Source organism: Sphingobacterium siyangense, from assembly GCF_007830445.1.
In the GTDB taxonomy this organism is placed as follows: Bacteria; Bacteroidota; Bacteroidia; order Sphingobacteriales; family Sphingobacteriaceae; genus Sphingobacterium; species Sphingobacterium siyangense.
On the sequence record NZ_VLKR01000001.1, the window covers coordinates 94978 to 112244 of the forward strand.

The 17267-nt window shown below is 37.8% G+C and carries 18 protein-coding genes; 12 read left to right on the top strand and 6 right to left on the bottom strand.

Annotated features, from left to right (window positions below):
• The first annotated feature begins 11 nt into the window (after positions 1 to 11).
• Positions 12 to 362 carry a hypothetical protein gene (locus tag IQ31_RS00405; RefSeq protein ID WP_088161635.1) on the top strand — a complete coding sequence of 117 codons (351 nt, stop codon included), beginning with the start codon at positions 12 to 14 and terminating at the stop codon, positions 360 to 362.
• A gap of 57 nt (positions 363 to 419) precedes the next feature.
• Here IQ31_RS00405 and IQ31_RS00410 read toward each other — a convergent pair whose 3' ends face one another.
• Entirely contained in the window at positions 420 to 671 is a 252-nt protein-coding gene (locus IQ31_RS00410; RefSeq protein ID WP_088161636.1) for a hypothetical protein, read from the bottom strand.
• Between the two features lie 402 nt (positions 672 to 1073).
• Here IQ31_RS00410 and IQ31_RS00415 point away from each other — a divergent pair, with 402 nt between their 5' ends.
• The 3 genes from IQ31_RS00415 (at position 1074) to IQ31_RS00425 (ending at position 3218) form a co-directional block, all read left to right on the top strand.
• Positions 1074 to 1574, top strand: a complete 501-nt coding sequence (locus tag IQ31_RS00415) for an RNA polymerase sigma factor (RefSeq protein ID WP_088161637.1) — start codon at positions 1074 to 1076, stop codon at positions 1572 to 1574.
• Between the two features lie 77 nt (positions 1575 to 1651).
• On the top strand, positions 1652 to 1843 hold the full coding sequence (locus IQ31_RS00420; protein ID WP_088161638.1) for a hypothetical protein: 192 nt from the start codon (positions 1652 to 1654) through the stop codon (positions 1841 to 1843).
• Positions 1844 to 2249: 406 nt separating this feature from the next.
• Complete coding sequence (locus tag IQ31_RS00425; RefSeq protein WP_145326779.1) at positions 2250 to 3218, top strand: DNA topoisomerase IB; 969 nt, start codon at positions 2250 to 2252, stop codon at positions 3216 to 3218.
• Positions 3219 to 3250: 32 nt separating this feature from the next.
• Here IQ31_RS00425 and IQ31_RS00430 read toward each other — a convergent pair whose 3' ends face one another.
• Positions 3251 to 4396 (bottom strand): IS481 family transposase, encoded by a 1146-nt coding sequence (locus tag IQ31_RS00430; protein ID WP_145326780.1) that lies wholly within the window; start codon positions 4394 to 4396, stop codon positions 3251 to 3253.
• Between the two features lie 78 nt (positions 4397 to 4474).
• Positions 4475 to 5680 carry an NAD(P)/FAD-dependent oxidoreductase gene (locus tag IQ31_RS00435; protein WP_145326781.1) on the bottom strand — a complete coding sequence of 402 codons (1206 nt, stop codon included), beginning with the start codon at positions 5678 to 5680 and terminating at the stop codon, positions 4475 to 4477.
• A gap of 128 nt (positions 5681 to 5808) precedes the next feature.
• Between IQ31_RS00435 and ku the strand changes: the two genes are divergently transcribed.
• From ku to IQ31_RS00455, 5 genes are all read left to right on the top strand, one after another.
• The gene (ku, locus tag IQ31_RS00440; protein ID WP_145326782.1) at positions 5809 to 6564 is read left to right on the top strand and encodes a non-homologous end joining protein Ku; all 756 of its coding nucleotides are present in this window, start codon (positions 5809 to 5811) and stop codon (positions 6562 to 6564) included.
• A gap of 17 nt (positions 6565 to 6581) precedes the next feature.
• Positions 6582 to 6734: an AP2/ERF family transcription factor gene (locus IQ31_RS27495; protein ID WP_167512254.1), complete on the top strand. Its 153-nt coding sequence runs from the start codon at positions 6582 to 6584 to the stop codon at positions 6732 to 6734.
• Between the two features lie 6 nt (positions 6735 to 6740).
• Positions 6741 to 7367: a hypothetical protein gene (locus IQ31_RS00445; RefSeq protein ID WP_145326783.1), complete on the top strand. Its 627-nt coding sequence runs from the start codon at positions 6741 to 6743 to the stop codon at positions 7365 to 7367.
• A gap of 165 nt (positions 7368 to 7532) precedes the next feature.
• Positions 7533 to 9701 carry a GAF domain-containing sensor histidine kinase gene (locus IQ31_RS00450; RefSeq protein WP_145326784.1) on the top strand — a complete coding sequence of 723 codons (2169 nt, stop codon included), beginning with the start codon at positions 7533 to 7535 and terminating at the stop codon, positions 9699 to 9701.
• 112 nt (positions 9702 to 9813) lie between these two features.
• Positions 9814 to 10113, top strand: a complete 300-nt coding sequence (locus IQ31_RS00455) for a hypothetical protein (RefSeq protein WP_145326785.1) — start codon at positions 9814 to 9816, stop codon at positions 10111 to 10113.
• A gap of 8 nt (positions 10114 to 10121) precedes the next feature.
• Here the strand turns inward: IQ31_RS00455 and IQ31_RS27560 are convergent, their stop codons facing one another.
• The 3 genes from IQ31_RS27560 to IQ31_RS00475 all read right to left on the bottom strand — a co-directional run bounded on the left by IQ31_RS27560 (position 10122) and on the right by IQ31_RS00475 (position 13785).
• Positions 10122 to 12140 (bottom strand): glycoside hydrolase family 43 protein, encoded by a 2019-nt coding sequence (locus tag IQ31_RS27560; RefSeq protein WP_208734059.1) that lies wholly within the window; start codon positions 12138 to 12140, stop codon positions 10122 to 10124.
• A gap of 267 nt (positions 12141 to 12407) precedes the next feature.
• The gene (locus IQ31_RS00470) at positions 12408 to 13064 is read right to left on the bottom strand and encodes a response regulator transcription factor (protein WP_145326786.1); all 657 of its coding nucleotides are present in this window, start codon (positions 13062 to 13064) and stop codon (positions 12408 to 12410) included.
• Between the two features lie 10 nt (positions 13065 to 13074).
• Positions 13075 to 13785, bottom strand: coding sequence for a hypothetical protein (locus tag IQ31_RS00475; RefSeq protein WP_145326787.1), 711 nt, complete (start codon positions 13783 to 13785; stop codon positions 13075 to 13077).
• Between the two features lie 369 nt (positions 13786 to 14154).
• On the opposite strand from IQ31_RS00475, the gene IQ31_RS00480 reads away from it, so the two are divergent.
• The 3 genes from IQ31_RS00480 (at position 14155) to IQ31_RS00490 (ending at position 17262) form a co-directional block, all read left to right on the top strand.
• A complete protein-coding gene (locus tag IQ31_RS00480; protein WP_145326788.1) occupies positions 14155 to 14661 on the top strand; it encodes an RNA polymerase sigma factor in 507 nt (168 codons plus the stop codon).
• 169 nt (positions 14662 to 14830) lie between these two features.
• Positions 14831 to 15553, top strand: coding sequence for an SIMPL domain-containing protein (locus tag IQ31_RS00485; RefSeq protein WP_145326789.1), 723 nt, complete (start codon positions 14831 to 14833; stop codon positions 15551 to 15553).
• 374 nt (positions 15554 to 15927) lie between these two features.
• Positions 15928 to 17262 (top strand): GH1 family beta-glucosidase, encoded by a 1335-nt coding sequence (locus IQ31_RS00490; RefSeq protein ID WP_145326790.1) that lies wholly within the window; start codon positions 15928 to 15930, stop codon positions 17260 to 17262.
• Positions 17263 to 17267: the final 5 nt, after the last annotated feature.

The window sequence follows — 17267 nt, forward strand, 5'->3', positions numbered from 1 at the left end:
TTAAAAAGACGATGAATACAGCAATTCAATTTGGTGATGCTATTTCAGATTATTTCCAAGAAAGCTCCCTATTCTTGCACGAAATAGCCCCAATGGAAAACCAACCGGACAGCTACAGTCTTAAGTCCGTATTTAGTCCATCCAAGGTTTCGGATCGAGATGCGGTCAATCGCAAACTTAACTCTCCAAAAAGTATGGCTGGCCCCGATCCAAGTGAAGAAGAACAACGCGACCGCACAACTAGAGAAAAGATTAATACAGAAGAGGATCAACATAAAGAGAAACCAGATCATTCAGAAGAAGATATTTATGATGCTGATTCAGATCAAAAAGAAAAGGATAAAAAAAACTCCCACAACTAAGGGAGTTTTTTTGTGAATATAACGAAGAGGTCCGAGTGACCTTTTCTAAGTGCTCCTTTAAGGTTTAGATTGTATAGCATTGATGCTATCCTTCCTAAGCGTGTCTGCTAAACTGGTATCCTTCTGCATGCTCATTTTTTGTTGCTCGCTTAAATTGTATCTTGTTTCATCGGCAGCGCTCGGCGCGATATTGTCCGCCTGACCACTTCCTTCTGCTGGATTTTTGTTTGGATTTTGGCACGCAAAGAATAGTGTGCTGCAAAATAATAACGTTCCCAAAACTACCGTGAATTTCTTTCTCTTTTTCATATTTTATTTTGTTTTTGTGATCAATCTTTTTCTTAAGAACCACATTCAGAACTTATTAGTTTAATAAAAACTGATAAAAAACAATCATTTAAACTTCTGCTTAAAAAAACAGACAGTTCCCACACTCCACTAAATACAGAAGGATACCCGTAATAAAGACATTTTTTAATGGAACAAATACCCAATTAACCGGGCCCAAATCGGTCGCCTATTTTTATCGGGACGCTTTCAATTGTGTACTCTTGTAGCGTTTAGGCTACAAAATAATCAATACGCAGGTGTACGTATTTTTCCCCTATGCCTGTTTAAACAAGTTTTAGATGAACCTGAAAACGTAAATGTAGCACTTTAATTGCACCTCCATGTATCAAATAAACATCAATCAATTTAACAAACGATACTATGAGCAATTCCAATTTGAATATTTTAGTCGAGGAAAAAAGAAGTCTTTTGAAACATTTTGCGGGAAAATTCACCAATGATCCCGATGAAAAAGAGGATTTAATTCAAGAGACGCTTATTCGTGCATTGAAATCGATCGATGATTTTATCCGTCATCCCAAATTAATGTCGTGGCTCTACGTTATTATGAAAAATGTTTACATTAACCAATATCGTAAAGCCAAACGTATAAACGACATCCATGAAACATACATCGGTCTAGAAAGCACTAACACTGTAGAATCCAATAAAAGTGACAGCAAGTTTATCGCTGATGATATTCAAAAAGCGATGTGCAGTTTGTCGGAAGAAAATTACCAGGTGTTTCAATTATTCCTTGAGGGATACAAATACCATGAGATCGCCACCTATTTTGGCATGCCTGAAGGAACAATCAAAACCAGGATACACATGACGCGAAAAAAACTTCAAAAACAACTTAAAATTTACAAATTAAAATAAAACAAAACGTAGCTTTTGAGGTTATCTACCTAAAGTAACTTAACCGGATAGCTGACAATTCGCTAAATAATAAATATATGAAATCAGAAGTTAAAACAAAAAATCAGCACAATATGGTCATTACGCTGATTATCTGTGGCGGTCCCATTGGAAAGGGAAATGGTAAGACCATTGTACAAGCGGTAGTTACGGACACATTAGACAAAAATCAAACTAAAGTAGAGACAGAAAAAGGTAAAAAATCTCCTTCTGTAAATAAAACAAAATAGATGAGAATTTACTCATAGAACATTGAAATTTATCCATAGAAAGGGTTGCTTTTGTTAAGAAAGTAACCCTTTTTAATATATTTTTCTTTCTATTTACCTGATAGTCCGTCTCCCCTTTCCTGTATAAAACCCTTGATTTATGTGAATAATACGCATCTTATTTTTTTCGAAAACCGGGGATGCCTCTCTTCCGTTCTTACAAAAAAGATTAAAAATTCACTCATCAGCATGATACAATGGAAACCAAACTTATAAATGACCATAGAATGATCAACGATCTTATACAGATCAACCATGATCGAACTGCTGATTAACAAATGGCAACTGATATGGTCTCAAGCATTCACATAAGAAATTTAAATAACATTTTTGGGTTTAAGCATACGTTGACTTTGGAGATTATTATATGAAAGTAAAAGCCGGTTATACAAGAAAGAAAATAGGCAAGTCTTTTAAATATTTTGATACATCAGGAACAGAAGTATCTGATAAAAAGATCTTAGAAAGAATTATGAAACTGGTTATTCCACCCAACTGGAAGGATGTATGGATTGCCAAAAGTAAGACCAGTGATCTGCAAGCTTTTGGATTCGATCAAAAAGAGCGTAAACAATATATCTACCATACGAAATTCGTTGACCAACGGCAAGCGGCAAAGTTCAGCAATATTCTTTTTATGGGTAAATATTTGCAAGAATTAAGAAAGATCAGCACTAAACATCTCAAACATCAGGTTTGGGATATGGACAAATTGTGTGCAATTGCTTTTAAAATTATGGACAGTACATTAATTCGTATCGGCAATAAGCGCTATACACTGACCAATAAGTCATATGGCCTAAGTACACTGGAAAAAAGGCACGTCACCATCGAAAACAACACGATATCTTTGGCTTATAAAGGCAAAAAGGGGGTTTTTCAGCAAAAGTCATGGTCCAATAGGCAACAAGCTAAGCTTCTGGAAGAACTTTTAAAAATGAAGGGAAAAAGGATATTTCAGATTGATAGTGCTACGTGCGAAAGCACGTTCTGCGGTGCCGCCTTTAATCAGTATCTCCGGGAGAATTCTACGGGTCAGATCAGCTGTAAAAGCATTCGTATTTGGGGAGCCAGTCGAGAAGCTTTTTACCAGCTCGCCCAAACAAAACAGGCGGAGGCACTTAATGCCCGAAAAAGACAGTTAAACAAGGTCATTAAACATGTTGCTGAGCAGCTCGGCAATACAAAGACTGTTTCACAGACTTATTATATCCATCCTGCCATACAACGTTTATTTATGGAGGGAAGATTCCCCAGTATAAAAAGTAAATTACCGCTTGCGAAATTAGAAGATAAATTATACCGTTTTCTGCTTAAAAACACCGATAAGGTGTAATAGCCACTACTTGATCTGACAGTTGGGTGTTCTTAAAAATTGTCAGGTTGCCTATTCGAATATAGTGATGTTTCTTCAAAATCTAAAGATGTGACTTGTTGCTTATTCTCCTGTATTGGATAAGTAACAAGTTGATCTTCTTTTAGTGTCTCCAGCATCTTTTGTTTTGCCAAATGAATTGTATCGTCGAAGGTCTGCATAGGTGTCTTCCCAAAGCAGTACTTTCCAGTGTGGGTACGATCCTGATTATAGTATGCCATCCAACGATCTAGATCATTCTGGAGCTCCTGAATGCTACGATATACCTTCTTTCTGAATGCAACTGCATAAAACTCATCTTGAATAGTACGATGGAAACGTTCACAAATACCATTTGTTTGGGGGCTTTTTGCTTTGGTTTTCGTGTGATCTATATCTTCGATTGCTAAATAGAGCTGATACTCATGCTGATCTCTTACACCACAGTATTCTGTTCCGCGGTCTGCTAATATCCTTAACAATCTTATGTCATGTTGCTCGAAAAATGGTACCACCTGGTCGTTTAATATATCTGCGGCAACTAATGCATTCTTGCGATCATACAGTTTTGTAAAAGCGACTTTGGAATAGGTATCTATGAAAGTTTGCTGATATATATGCCCGACTCCTTTAATATTTCCAACATAATAAGTGTCCTGAGCTCCTAAATATCCAGGATGATACGTTTCTATTTCGCCGTGTGCCTTTTTTTCTTCTTTAGCTTTCTCCAGTGCTATAAGCTGGGCTTCCGTCAAAACAATACCTTCCTGTGCCGATTTTGCTTCTAAAGCCTTTAATCGAAGCTTAAAAGTTTGCAAATCATGACGCATCCATATGCTCCGAACTCCTCCAGGTGATATCAATATCCCTTGCTTTTTTAACTCATTAGATACCCGTAATTGGCCTAAAGCAGGTTGGTCTATGGCTAAATCCACAACAGCTTTTTCAATATGTTCTTCTACTTGGTTCTTTAACACTGGCTTTCTTCTAGAAAGTTCCTGAAGTGCAAGTTCGCCTCCTTGATCATACAATTCTTTGAATCTATAAAAGCTGTCTCTGGAATAGCCCATTACTTTACAGGCTCTTGATACATTTCCTAAATGCTGGGCAAGTTCTAAAACACCCAGTTTGTTCTTGATGATTTTTTCTTGTGTTGTCATAACTCTAATCTATTTTACAGTTGTTAATTTATCGCAACTGTCAGATTAAGTCTTGACTACTTCAGATAAGGCAATTGTTTAACGTCCAAACCTAAACCATTCGTCCAATGGATGGCTTAGGTTATCCATCCAGCATGCTGCCATATCCATGGCGGCAACAGAAAATGTGATACCATTTCCACCGAAACCACATACAAAATATGAGTTTTTAAACTTTTCATGTTCTCCAATATAAGGCAATCCATCTTTGGTTGTTCCAAAGGTACCGGCCCAGGCGAAATCTGCGTGAAAGACCCTATCGGTAAAAATTTTGTTAAATGACTTTTCCAATTTAAGTGATTTCGCTGAAATGAGGTTATCTCGCTTAATAGGGTCTTTAAATTCTTCATCTTCTCCCCCAATCAGAAACCTATGATCGTCTGTGGTGCGCATATACAGATAAGGTTCAGTAGTATTCCAAATGAGCAGATCGCGATACCGATCATAATTGTCTTTATCGACTTCTGACACGATTGCGAATGTACTCAATAGATCGACAAATTTCTCCGGAATAAGGTTTGTCGTTTCGTATCCTGTACAATAAATAATTTTCTTCGCTTTGATTTTAGCTCCTGTCGAAGTGGTTACAAGATTATGCCCCGACTTATATAATACAGAGTCTAAGGCTGTTTTGTCGAAAATCAATAATCCCTTTCTAACGTTGTATGCCAGCAGTTCATGTGTAAAGCAAAAGGCGTCTATGCTTGCCCCTAAAGCCGAGAGAATTCCAGCATAAGCGCCATGTATAGCATAACGATCCTTGATATCTTGTTCCGTTAACCATTTAACGTCAAAACCTGCCGCTTGTCGGGCTTCAAACTCTTGCTTCAACCAGGAGATATCTTTTTTCCTTGCCGCGTAGTAGAGTGATTTTTTTGTTCGGAAACCAGCTTTGGACCGGATCTTCTTTGCGATTTCCCCCAATTTGACAATTGCTTCACAACAGGCTCTGTAGCTCGCTATTGCGGCCTCTTCACCAATTAATTCCTTTAATCTATACAAAGGCACATCAATTTCATATTGCAACATAGAGGTTGTTGCTGCCGAACTCCCATTCACAATTTCACGCTTGTCAATAAGAATACATTTCCTTCCATCGTTTATGCATTGATGTGCGATCAGGGCTCCTGTAATGCCGCCCCCAACGACGAGAACATCACAGCTAAGATTATCTTGCAAGGAAGGATAACTATTTAGAAGACCGTTTTTTATTAACCAAAAAGGTTCATTTGACTTTAAATCCATTGTAATAAAAGCTTATTGAATGTTTGTATAACTATTTCTGAAAAGAAATAGTTTGGTTAGCATTTTATTAAATTTCAAACCATTTGAGCATTAGCTAGGTTATCTTATTAGCAATTAATAGATTACTTATGCGAGCAATTTGGACGGGGGCTATTGGTTTTGGTTTGGTCAATATCCCAATTAAAATATATAGTGCAACGGAGAATGCTGCTTTAGATCTGGATATGCTTGATCGAAATGATCTATCCAATATTAAATTCAAGCGGGTGAATGAACAAACCGGCAAAGAGGTAAAATGCGACAATATTGTTAAAGGATATTTCATAAAAGACCATTATGTCGTGCTGGAAGATGCGGATTTTGAAGACGCAAGTCCGGAAAAGACCAAACTTATCAATCTTCATGCTTTTGTTAAACTGATGGATGTAGACAGTATATATTTTGAAACGCCCTACTATCTGGAGCCACAGAAAGGTGGAGAAAAAGCCTATCAGTTATTGCTCAAAGCATTAGAAAAAACTAAAATGGCGGGCTTAGGGTCATTCGTCATGCGAAATGTAGAACATCTAGCCCTTATAAAGCCCTATCAAAATGCATTGGTTTTGAATAAAATACGTTATCAACAGGAAATCAGATCACTTGACGAGCTTAAATTACCTACTGCAATTAAAATTCAAAAAGCAGAAATGGATATGGCTACACAGCTGATCGAGCAACACAGCACATCCTTCGATATCAGTAGCTATAAAAACGAATATATGGACGAGCTCCTCAAAATAATCAAACAAAAAGACAAGGGTAAACGTCCTACCATTCGAAAAATGAAAATAGAGCATACAAAAGCAGATGATTTGCTTGCAAAACTTAAAGCAAGCCTTGGTTAAACAAAATACCCTGTGTCATGATACGTAAACTAAAGTCGGGGCAATATCGAATATATGCCAGGCATCCAGATAAAGAGACGAACAGACGTCGGAATCTGGGTACTTTTGATACCCTTGAGGAGGCAAAAAAACACGAGCAAGAAATTCAATATTTTAAGCATAAGAAGTGAAATAAGATGAAGAATATCATACCGGAACAGAAAGAAGGTAAGCACCTGGATTGCTTTGAATCCCTCGAGTTTCCAAGTGAAGCTATGGCCAATTTAGCCTATGCTTCGGCTATAAACAATCTTAGAAAAGTCAACCATTGGCATGAGCTCGCTCAGATACCTGCTACTGTGTTTCAATTAACAGCGGGTTATGGTACTCCAATTGATCGCTTACTCGAATTACATGATTATATCAGACTCGATATTCCAGGACCTGGACTTCCAAGTAGTGATGGTTATGATTGGGTAAATATTGTCAGCCTCATTTCAGACAAAACGGACGATTATAGTGTTTTTGCCATAACATTAAAACCTTGCCCCGATCCAAGCCATCCTGGGGATAAAAATACAGCACATTTTTTTGAAGGAGTTTCATCTTCTACCTTTTTGATCGAAAAACGGAGGAATAGTATTTTGTTCCAATACGCTGGAAGGAACGAGATCATCAATGTCGACAATGAGAATATCAGTGATAATGTCAGGAATTATTTCATTGGTCTAGCAGCTAAAATTGGGGCATCTTACCCACAATGGAAATCACTTCTTAAAGGAATGGCTCATGCCGTGGCCAAAGAGTTTAATGTTCAGCATTAGTTCCTTCTGCCGAACGGAAATTGGCAGCAGCTTTAATTTCGAAATAAAAAGAACCCAATGAGGCAATTTTATATCTTTTATAACCTTCTGTTATAAAAGATTCAATCGATGTTGTCGTAATTTTTTTTGTATATTTATGTATATCATAAGAAGTTTTGGGGTATTATGAATCATACATTTCAATCTAACAATCAAACCATCATTATGCTTCAATCTTTTGGCAGTCTGGTCATCTTAGATCGACATTTTAATGTCGTTGGGATAACCGAATCTGTCGTAAATGATCACGACGCCAAAGAGAACCTATTAGGAACTCATTTCTTTGATAGCTTTAGCAATACATTCGGTGAAGCGTTATCCAAAATCAAGAATGCAGTAACTGATCTACTTGAAAACGGGCAGTCGCGCCATATTTTGCCCATTAAAATGAGAAAAGAACGTGTTTATGTAAAATTGCGAAGACACGATGAATACTTCTATATCGAGTGGGAACAACAACACAAAAAATACATTGCTGCAAAAAAAATAAATGAGCTTAATTTTTTGCTAGATACTATTCAACCAAATAATTGGGACCGTGTTTGTTCGGCCGTCAACAAATTACTGAATTACGATCGGGTTTTCGTTTTGCAGGTTCAGGAAACGGGTTATAGTTCCGTGATTGCGGAACATACAGCAGATGGACAAGCCCATTTCAAAGGAATGGAGTTCTCGAAAGATTTCATGCCCGAAGAAGTCTTGTCGTACTATCGGAGCTATTCATATCGATATGCTCCCAATATTAATATCGAGGGACAAAAATTCTACTATACTGACGAAGGAATTGATCCGGTCTCGAGTTTATTATCACCGTTACCTGAACTTCATCGGCTTTTTTTAAAAAAGATAAATGTACAAAGCGCCTTGTTTTTTAGAATCTGTATCGATGATGACTTTTGGGGTCTTGTGGTCGCACAGAATGATGAAGAGCGGGTGGTCGATCTGCAGCAGCGAAAACTATGTACGTTTGCCATCCAGGCAGCCACCAGCAAATATGAGAGTCATGTCAAACAGAATCTGTTGGAAAGAACGGAACTTCTTAAACTCGCTGAAGAAGAGTTAAAAAGGAGCCTTTCTGAAAATAAAATGGTGAATTGTGCTTTGATACAGCATATGGATATTCTTACCCAGCTGGTCAATGCAGATGGATTGGCCATATTTAACCAGGGCGATGTTTTTAACTATGGTCATTCTCCGCAGAAAGCGCAATTTTATGAAATCATTCAATTCCTGCAAAAACATACCGATAAAGCCCTCTTCAAAGATTATAATTTTCGGCTGAATCATCAGGATAACTTTAACGATAAATTGGGTTTTGCGGGGCTCATGTATCTAAAGGTTGGCTTGGAAAACGATTATTACCTCGTTTGGTTTAGAAAGGAAAACCGTAATCAGGTGATGCAGATGGAGCTGAAAAACGAGCCGCATGAAAGCAAACAGCTCAAAATCTGGGAAGATATGCGCTATGACGTTGCCAAACCCTGGAATGATGCTGAAATCAATTTTGTCCTTCGTCTGAATCAGATTATCAAGGAATCCATTTTTGCAAAATTAAAGGAACGTCAGTTGCTAAATGAGGAGCTTCTGAGTTTGAACAATGAGTTGGAAATGTTTACACATACCCTTTCTCATGATTTAAAAAATCCCTTGTCCATCTTAAAAATGGGCATACAATTTCTACAGCAGCACTCCGACAATATTGATTTTACAAAAATCAATAAGTGGTACCAGAATTTCAGCCGAAGCGTTACAAACATTGAAGATATTATCAACAATATGGTCCAGTTGAGCCAGCACCGTTCCAGCATTTTAGACAAGGAACCACTTCCCATGGCCTATACAATTCAGCGCATATTTCAAGAAAATAGCATTTTATATAACGTCAATAATTGCCAACCCACTTTTGGTACCCTATTACCAATTTGGGGCGAAAAAAGTGCCGCGTATCAAATTTTTTCCAATTTAATTGTTAACGCAATAAAATATTCTGCACAAGCAGACAGGCCTTTAGTGACAATAGATAGTTCCGACGAAGACGATTATACGCATTATCAGATCAAGGATAACGGTATTGGCATACCAAGTGACCACCTGCCTCATATTTACGAAATGTTTACCAGAGCCGACAATGTGGGTTCAATACCTGGTACGGGCATTGGGCTTTCGCTGGTGAAACGGATAATGGAACGATTGGGAGGAAGTATCGAAATTGAATCAGAGGTTGGTATAGGCACCGTTGTCCACCTCTACTTCCCTATTGTTAAGCCATTTCCTGAGCAAATGTTACTCGATTGATCTTTGTTTCAAATCCTGAAATCTTTCAAACTATTTTCCATCTAACGTTGTTCATTTAAGGAGAGCATACCATCCAATAAAAAGGATCGTATCACTTAAAAAGAAATCGAAAATGGAAGAGATATTGCAACATGCAGTAGTAAAACGAGGTTTAATTATTGCCTATTATTTTAGTAACATCTGGTATCGTAAAGGATTGTTCGGGGAACGTACTATTCCCGATCCAAATGACACTGATCCGACCGAACATCCTGATCCAGCGATAGATGAAACCGATCCGGAAGAAGAGGAAAATATCAACTACACACATAAAAATCCGCAGACAAGAAGCAACATAAGCCCTGGAAAGAAGTCTTCCGCTACCTGGGACGAAAATGTCGAAAATCGGGCCATATCTAAAAAGACAGATTGACCGATGGGTCAATCTGTAAAGATATTCAACTGTCCTTTTTCATCAAAAAAAACATCGCTGATAAAAACGATACGCTGATCTCCCGTCTTTAGGGTGCGGCCATGATATACACAGCGGATTTTTCCTTCCTTATCCTGAAATAAACTATTGTGCCCAGTACCCGAAACCACTCCACCTCTATTGGTATTCTTTTCAATGATCGGATTAGATACCGATTTTTGATAGCTTCCCAAAGGAGCAGTTGCTGTTGCGTAGCCAACAGCGTAATTGGCTCCAGCAAAATAATTGGCCGAATACATCATGTGGTATAATCCGTTTTCTTTGACTAAAAAAGAACCTTCCGTCCATCGTCTATTGACCTCACCTGAAGTTACCGATCTACTTTCCCATTCTGATTGAGCATCGTTCATCGTAATTGGGGGGCGCATTAAAAGAACCGGATTCCCTATCACCTTTGTCATACTGCTATCCAATTCGACTCCGTAAACCCAGCTTTCTTCAATATTCTTATAGCCAAATTTCTTTTCTGCCCAAGTTGCAATTTCTGATTCCACAGGATGTTCGTAGCAGCAGCGTGAATAGAACAGATAATTTCTATGGTCTGTATCTCTAAAAACATTCGCGTCAATGATGGGATATCCAGGATCAAAAATAGGTTTCCCGCTCAGATCTTTAAATGGCCCCAATGGACTATCCGACACTGCAACTCCTATACGATAGTTTTCCAGGTGTTTTTTCGGATTTTCTTTCCAATGAGCACTATAATACATGTAATATTTGTTATTCACACGATAGACCTCTGGCGCCCAGAAATCCTTTTCCCCCCAACCATTCGGCTGTTTGGCATCGTATACTTTTCCCTCCTTTTTCCATGTCTTTAGATCTTTGGAACTATAGGCTATAAATCCATTTTCAGTCCCGCCGGTTCCATATAAATAGTATTGATCCGAAGGTGGATCGAAAACAATAAAAGGATCACCAAAGGCTACATCTGTTTGATAGGATTTTCTAGGTTGCCTCGATCGTTGATCTGTGCTTAAAAAGCGAAACTTTGCAGTTTCGAATTGGGGAATCAAGAGACCGTTGCTATTTGCCACGAATTGAATCGGCACTATGGCTGTCCGCCGAGGCGCAACCTTTTCATCTGAAAAATGTGTATGACAGACGTAATACCATTGCTTTCCTTTTTTGAAAATGTCACCATGTCCAGTTCCGGCAAATCCGCTATTTTTACGGCTTAATGCAGGCTGACCTTCCAGTTTTTTCCAGGGTCCATAAATATTTTCAGCGATAGCAACACCCACAGCGTAGTCCTTATTCCGAAAATCATTCGCCGAATAGAACATATAATAATATTTTCCCTCTCGAATGACAGTGGGACCTTCACTTACTGTCCAGTCGGCATTCGCCGTATTTTCCCAGGGAAGTTCTGGATGGAGACATTCTTTCAGCGTTTCTTCCTTTATTCCGGAATAATCTGACTTCAGCTCCGCCACAAAAATTCTATTCCCATCCTTTAACCTTACATGAAATAGGTATTTTTTCCCATCTTTATCGCGGAATACAAATGGATCAATTTGCTTTTGCCCAATAGCAATTGGCACTTTGGCAGTTTGCTTAAAAGGACCCGTTGGAGCATCACCGACTGCGATTGCAATATGCTCATCGGCTGTGTAAGCCATATAAAACTTACCATTCTCAAACCATACTTGCGGAGCCCAAAATCCTTTTGATCCAAAGATATCACCCTTTACAGCCGCAAAACCTGAATTAACTCCCTCCGGACTTACCCAGGAATCTAAATCCTTAGACTGGTATACTTTAAAGCCCTGCTGTTCATGCTGATCACCATTCGTACCATAAAGGTAATAATATCCTTTGTGATAGAATATGGTCGGATCCGCTTGAAAAATGCCGTTTATAGGCATCTGCGCATTTTCAATCTGATCTTTGTTTACAGTTTGCGCAAATGTCCTTGGGACAAAAAACAGTAAGAAAGCAATAGGCAGCAAATATATTTTGTTCATTGATTATAATACATCATATAGGTGAAAGCCTAAAATTGAACAAATATTTGCTAAGATTGGAGGTAAATCGTATCAATTGAATATCATTTTGTATCAGATTAAAAATCTCCAGATAAATTTATTGAAATCCATTCCTCTTCTATTCCCACAAACCCATTTTACTATCCAGACTTTTTCTATCCGAAAACATTTCGCTATATACACCAACATACTGACACTATCTTTACGGATCAAAATTTCCCTGATCATTTGCCAGGAAAATTTTCGCTAATTTAAAATACCTCTTTCAAAAGCAAACTTAACCAGATGTGCCGTGTTTTTTACGCCCGCTTTGTCTATGAGGTTCTGACGATGCCCCTCAACAGTACGCTTACTTAAAAAAATCTTATCTGCAATTTCAACATTCGTGTAGCCTTCCGCAATCAGTTTTAATACTTCAAGTTCACGCTCCGAAATATCAAAATCCGTTTGCCATTCTCCTGGGATCTGCGCATAGCTTTGCCCAGAACGGACTTGATCTAAAAGTATCATGGCGATCTCTTCACTCATGTACCGACCTCCGTTAGCAATATGATTCAGCCCAAAAAGCAATTCGTGATAGCCAACATTTTTGACCAAATAGCCAGCCAGACCAGATTCAAACGCCTCAATGACATAATTAATCTGATTCAGCATGGATAGTATAACCACTTTAATAGATGAATACTGTTTGTTTAGGACCTGAAGCAATTCCATGCCGTCCATTTCATCCATACTGATATCCGTTAAGACGATATCAGGAACAGAATTTGCACTTAGGAAGTCGAGCGCCTCTTTGCCATTCGACGCTTCGCCAACGACTTCAAATCCTTCTTGAGATTCTAATAGTAATTTTATTCCGTTACGTACAACCATGTGGTCTTCAACCAATAGGATTTTTATCATTATTATCTTTTTAAATAGTCAATTTTAGTAAAATACCTGCTACAAGTGTATCATTCATAATCTGCGCATTGTAGAGTTCTGCAATCTTCGTCAAGCGCATTTGTCTGTTTTCGGGCTTTGATACTGACAAGGCTTCTCCTTGTTGAAAAAAAGGTGATACTTTGACAAGAATTTCAAATTCGATCACCTGCACTGAAATTGAGATCGACTGCGAGGCCATTTCATCATTTAAATATTGAAACATTGCAGTCAGAAATTTAAATAGATGAATTTGCGTCTGATGATGTAATTCTCGCAAATGAGGGTCAAGCAACGTATCAATTATAAAACCAGATCGTTTTTTGTAACTGGCAACGGCTTCATCAACAGCGTGAAAAATTCCCAGGTCATTTAATATGGGATTGTACAGCAATCCCGCTTTATTGCGGATTTCTATAACTAAGGTAGTCAATGAATCACGTAGGCAACGTAATTCTTCAAAATCGCCATAACGATTAGTGAAATTCTGAAGCGATATACGCATTCCGTAAAGCTCCTGAGCCAGTTCATCGCGAAAATACCGTCCTATTTTTCCGATATCATCCTGTTGATTCCTAATAATCGATTTATAAAAATCTTCTTGGCTACCGTCCCATACTTCCTTTAACTCCGCCTGATCTTTTAGACCTTCAGATTGGCCTTTCGGTCCATCTGATAGGTCAAAATATAGTTTTTTGTTCACGTCCCCCATATTGTTTTCCATTTCATGTTGTAACTAATAACCACTTCAAGGCACGAACAGTTTTAAAAATTAACACCTATTTATATAAAATATGTATCCTTTGAAGTACTGCGTATAAATACGTGCAAGAAAAAGATAAATGGGGGAATTTAGATAGGAAAACACTTGTTGTTAAAGTAAAAAAGTTCAAATAAAGCACCAATATACCAAGCGAACAATACACCCAAAACACTGTTTAACAACTATTTAGAATAAAAAATAAATCTACTCGCTTGAAAACACTTGCCTCGATTCATCCTTCCAAATTGTTTTTTCTAGCATCTTAATTGCAGTGGATGTAGAAAAGATAGACACTTAAAATTTGATAATATGGAAAATACAACAATCGATCAACTGTTTAAGGAAAAAAGGCCTACGTTAAAGTATTTGGCAGCGCAATTTACAAATGATCCGGATGAACGGGAAGATTTGGTTCAAGAGACCATGGTGAGGTCACTAGCATCTATCGAAAAATTCCTGAAACATCCGAAATTGATGTCTTGGCTCTATATCATTATGAAAAACACGTATATCAATCAATATACACGTAACAAAAGGTTAGAAAATTACAGAAGCGAATACATCAGCACTGGTTATCGCAATGAAATAACAACCAATCGCGGAGAAAATAATTTTGTTGCTTCTGATATACAGCATGCGCTCAATAATTTATCGAAAGACTATTATGACGCCTTTGCTATGTTTTTGGAAGGGTTTAAATATTATGAAATTGCAGCGCATTTGCAAATACCGGAAGGAACTGTGAAAACACGTATACACATGGCACGAAAGTCCTTGCAAAAACAGCTTAAGATTTACTCAAAAAGTATTAACTAAAAAAATAGTCGTATTTCAAGAACAAAAAGCAGGTTATAGCCTGCTTTTTGAATTTACACCCCGTTATTTTGGCTAATATTGTTTTAGTCACTGCCGCTACCTCGGGATATATTTATTATATTTAGGGTGAAACTTACTAATTAAAATATCACTTTGAACATCATGTAATATGAAAAAGCAAACAATCGCTATATTTCTTATATGCTTGAGCAGCATAATTTTAATATCGTCGTGTGGTTCGGTATCAAAGGAAAGTGAAAACAGAATTCGTGTAAGTGGCGAAGGAAAGATTAGGATCATGCCCGACCAGGTCACCCTGACCATCAATACAACTTTCACAAAACCCAGAATGGTAGACGCGGTACGAGAAACACAAGCAACAGTCGACACCGTAATAGCGTTGCTCCAAAAATATGGACATCAAAAAGAAGATATCAAAACGAGTAGCGTGTCTGCAAATAAAGACTATCAATACATTGGTAATACCAATAAATTTATAGGTTATCAAGCACAGCAAACAATCGATTTTGTTTTACATGATTTATCGAAATTCACAGAATTAACGGGAAAATTGTTAGAAACAAAAATCAGTGGGATCGGTTCCATCTCATTTGACCACTCCAGAGCAGACAGTATTTTAAGAGAAGCAGATCTTATTGCATATGATGATGCTTTAAAATCGGCAAAAAAACTTGCATCTAGGGCTGATGTTAAAATCGGAAAACTGCTATTTCTGTCTAATGATGGAAGCGCATCCAACGAATCAACGCAGTACAGAACAGGAATGGCTCTAGAAACATTCAATAAAGGCTATGGTGGTGAAGGTTTTAAAATTGCTCCCGAAGTTTTAGAATTTAAAAGAACGATATTTACGGAATTTGAAATCAAATAGATGCCACACCGATTCTGTCTCCAATCAACCAGCGTCCTCGATTCAATAGTTGAATGAAAAAATAACGCTCGAGGGACAGTGTTTTAGCCGTTACGCGGACAAATTAGCTACCGATGATCGTCGAACTATTTTTTCGTATATTTAACATATAGTTTATATCCAGTTCATATAAGTTCTGTTACTTTATAATGCGATAATTAATGTAGTCAACGGAGTTAATGTATCTATTATGAAAACGATAAACTATTTTTTCCAGCGGATTATATTTAGAATCTTTTTGGGTAGATTCAGTTCATTCTATTCACCATTAAGATTCCACAAAACTTAATTGTTTTTAAAAACGGCATTGAGGTCCGATAATTTTATTTTTGTAAATGCTATTAACCAAAGATGCCTTTGGCAAAGATTTTATTTGGGGAGTTTCTACAGCTGCCTACCAGATTGAAGGAGCACATGATTTGCATGGAAAAGGCCCTTCTATCTGGGATATATTCGTCAAAAAAAGAAACCGTATATTTCAAAATCAACATGGTAATGAGGCCTGTGATTTTTACAATCGCTATGTTCAGGACCTGTATTTGATGCAGGGAATGCATATTCCTAATTACAGATTCTCTTTATCATGGAGTCGTATATTTCCTGCTGGTATTGGTGCGGTAAATCAATCTGGATTGGATTTTTATGATCGTTTGATCGATTTATCCCTTGAGTTAGGGATAACACCTTGGCCTACCTTATATCATTGGGATCTTCCACATGCATTGGAAAAGAAAGGTGGCTGGGTAAACCGTGATGTGAAAGATTGGTTTGGAGAATTTGTTTCCAAATGTGTGCAAACCTACGGGGACCGGGTCAAGCATTGGATGGTTCTCAACGAACCTACAGTATTTACTGCTGCAGGTTATTTCTTCGGTGTACATGCACCAGAGAGAAAAGGTTTGGGCAATTTTTTGGCTGCGTCCCATCATGCTGCATTAGCACAAGCTCAAGGCGGCCGAATTATTAAGTCTTTACAGCCTAATAGCGAAGTAGGAACGACTTTTTCTTGCTCCCATGTTGAGCCCTTTACGTCGAAAGACAGAGACATTCTTGCGGCAAAGAAAGCAGATGTATTGCTCAACCGCCTATTTATAGAACCGCTACTAGGAATGGGCTATCCAACACAAGAGATTAAAATACTGGGTAGAATTGAAAAGTATATGCACGCGAATGATGAGCGAGATCTGCAATTTGATATGGACTTTATTGGCGTGCAAAATTATACACGGGAAATTATACGATACGCCATGTTCGTTCCTTATCTTCAAGCAAAGATAGTGTCGGCGAAAGAGCGCAAAGTTGAAATGACCGAAATGAACTGGGAAGTTTACCCAGCCTCCATTTATTATATGCTCAAGAAATTTAGCGCCTACCCTAATATCCCCACTTTAATTGTTACCGAAAATGGTGCTGCATTTCCTGATAAAATTGAAAATGGTTTAGTGCATGACCCCAAAAGATTGAGCTATTTACAGCACGCTTTACAGGAGGTTTACCGTGCAAAACAAGAAGGAATAAATGTCAAAGGGTATTTTGTATGGACATTCATGGACAACTTCGAATGGGCTGAAGGATATCGTCCAAGATTTGGACTAGTTTATGTTGATTTCAACAATCAACAGCGCATCGTCAAATCCTCTGGACATTGGTACGGAGACTTTTTAAAATAAATAAA

Coding starts and splice junctions, on each gene's coding strand:
- IQ31_RS00435 (WP_145326781.1), bottom strand. CDS start 5,680: ATGGATTTAAAGTCAAATGAACCTTTTTGGTTAATAAAAAACGGTCTT.
- IQ31_RS00480 (WP_145326788.1), top strand. CDS start 14,155: ATGGAAAATACAACAATCGATCAACTGTTTAAGGAAAAAAGGCCTACG.
- IQ31_RS00405 (WP_088161635.1), top strand. CDS start 12: ATGAATACAGCAATTCAATTTGGTGATGCTATTTCAGATTATTTCCAA.
- IQ31_RS00410 (WP_088161636.1), bottom strand. CDS start 671: ATGAAAAAGAGAAAGAAATTCACGGTAGTTTTGGGAACGTTATTATTT.
- IQ31_RS00425 (WP_145326779.1), top strand. CDS start 2,250: ATGAAAGTAAAAGCCGGTTATACAAGAAAGAAAATAGGCAAGTCTTTT.
- IQ31_RS00485 (WP_145326789.1), top strand. CDS start 14,831: ATGAAAAAGCAAACAATCGCTATATTTCTTATATGCTTGAGCAGCATA.
- IQ31_RS00420 (WP_088161638.1), top strand. CDS start 1,652: ATGAAATCAGAAGTTAAAACAAAAAATCAGCACAATATGGTCATTACG.
- ku (WP_145326782.1), top strand. CDS start 5,809: ATGCGAGCAATTTGGACGGGGGCTATTGGTTTTGGTTTGGTCAATATC.
- IQ31_RS27495 (WP_167512254.1), top strand. CDS start 6,582: ATGATACGTAAACTAAAGTCGGGGCAATATCGAATATATGCCAGGCAT.
- IQ31_RS00470 (WP_145326786.1), bottom strand. CDS start 13,064: ATGATAAAAATCCTATTGGTTGAAGACCACATGGTTGTACGTAACGGA.
- IQ31_RS00455 (WP_145326785.1), top strand. CDS start 9,814: ATGGAAGAGATATTGCAACATGCAGTAGTAAAACGAGGTTTAATTATT.
- IQ31_RS00415 (WP_088161637.1), top strand. CDS start 1,074: ATGAGCAATTCCAATTTGAATATTTTAGTCGAGGAAAAAAGAAGTCTT.
- IQ31_RS00490 (WP_145326790.1), top strand. CDS start 15,928: ATGCTATTAACCAAAGATGCCTTTGGCAAAGATTTTATTTGGGGAGTT.
- IQ31_RS27560 (WP_208734059.1), bottom strand. CDS start 12,140: ATGAACAAAATATATTTGCTGCCTATTGCTTTCTTACTGTTTTTTGTC.
- IQ31_RS00450 (WP_145326784.1), top strand. CDS start 7,533: ATGAATCATACATTTCAATCTAACAATCAAACCATCATTATGCTTCAA.
- IQ31_RS00430 (WP_145326780.1), bottom strand. CDS start 4,396: ATGACAACACAAGAAAAAATCATCAAGAACAAACTGGGTGTTTTAGAA.
- IQ31_RS00445 (WP_145326783.1), top strand. CDS start 6,741: ATGAAGAATATCATACCGGAACAGAAAGAAGGTAAGCACCTGGATTGC.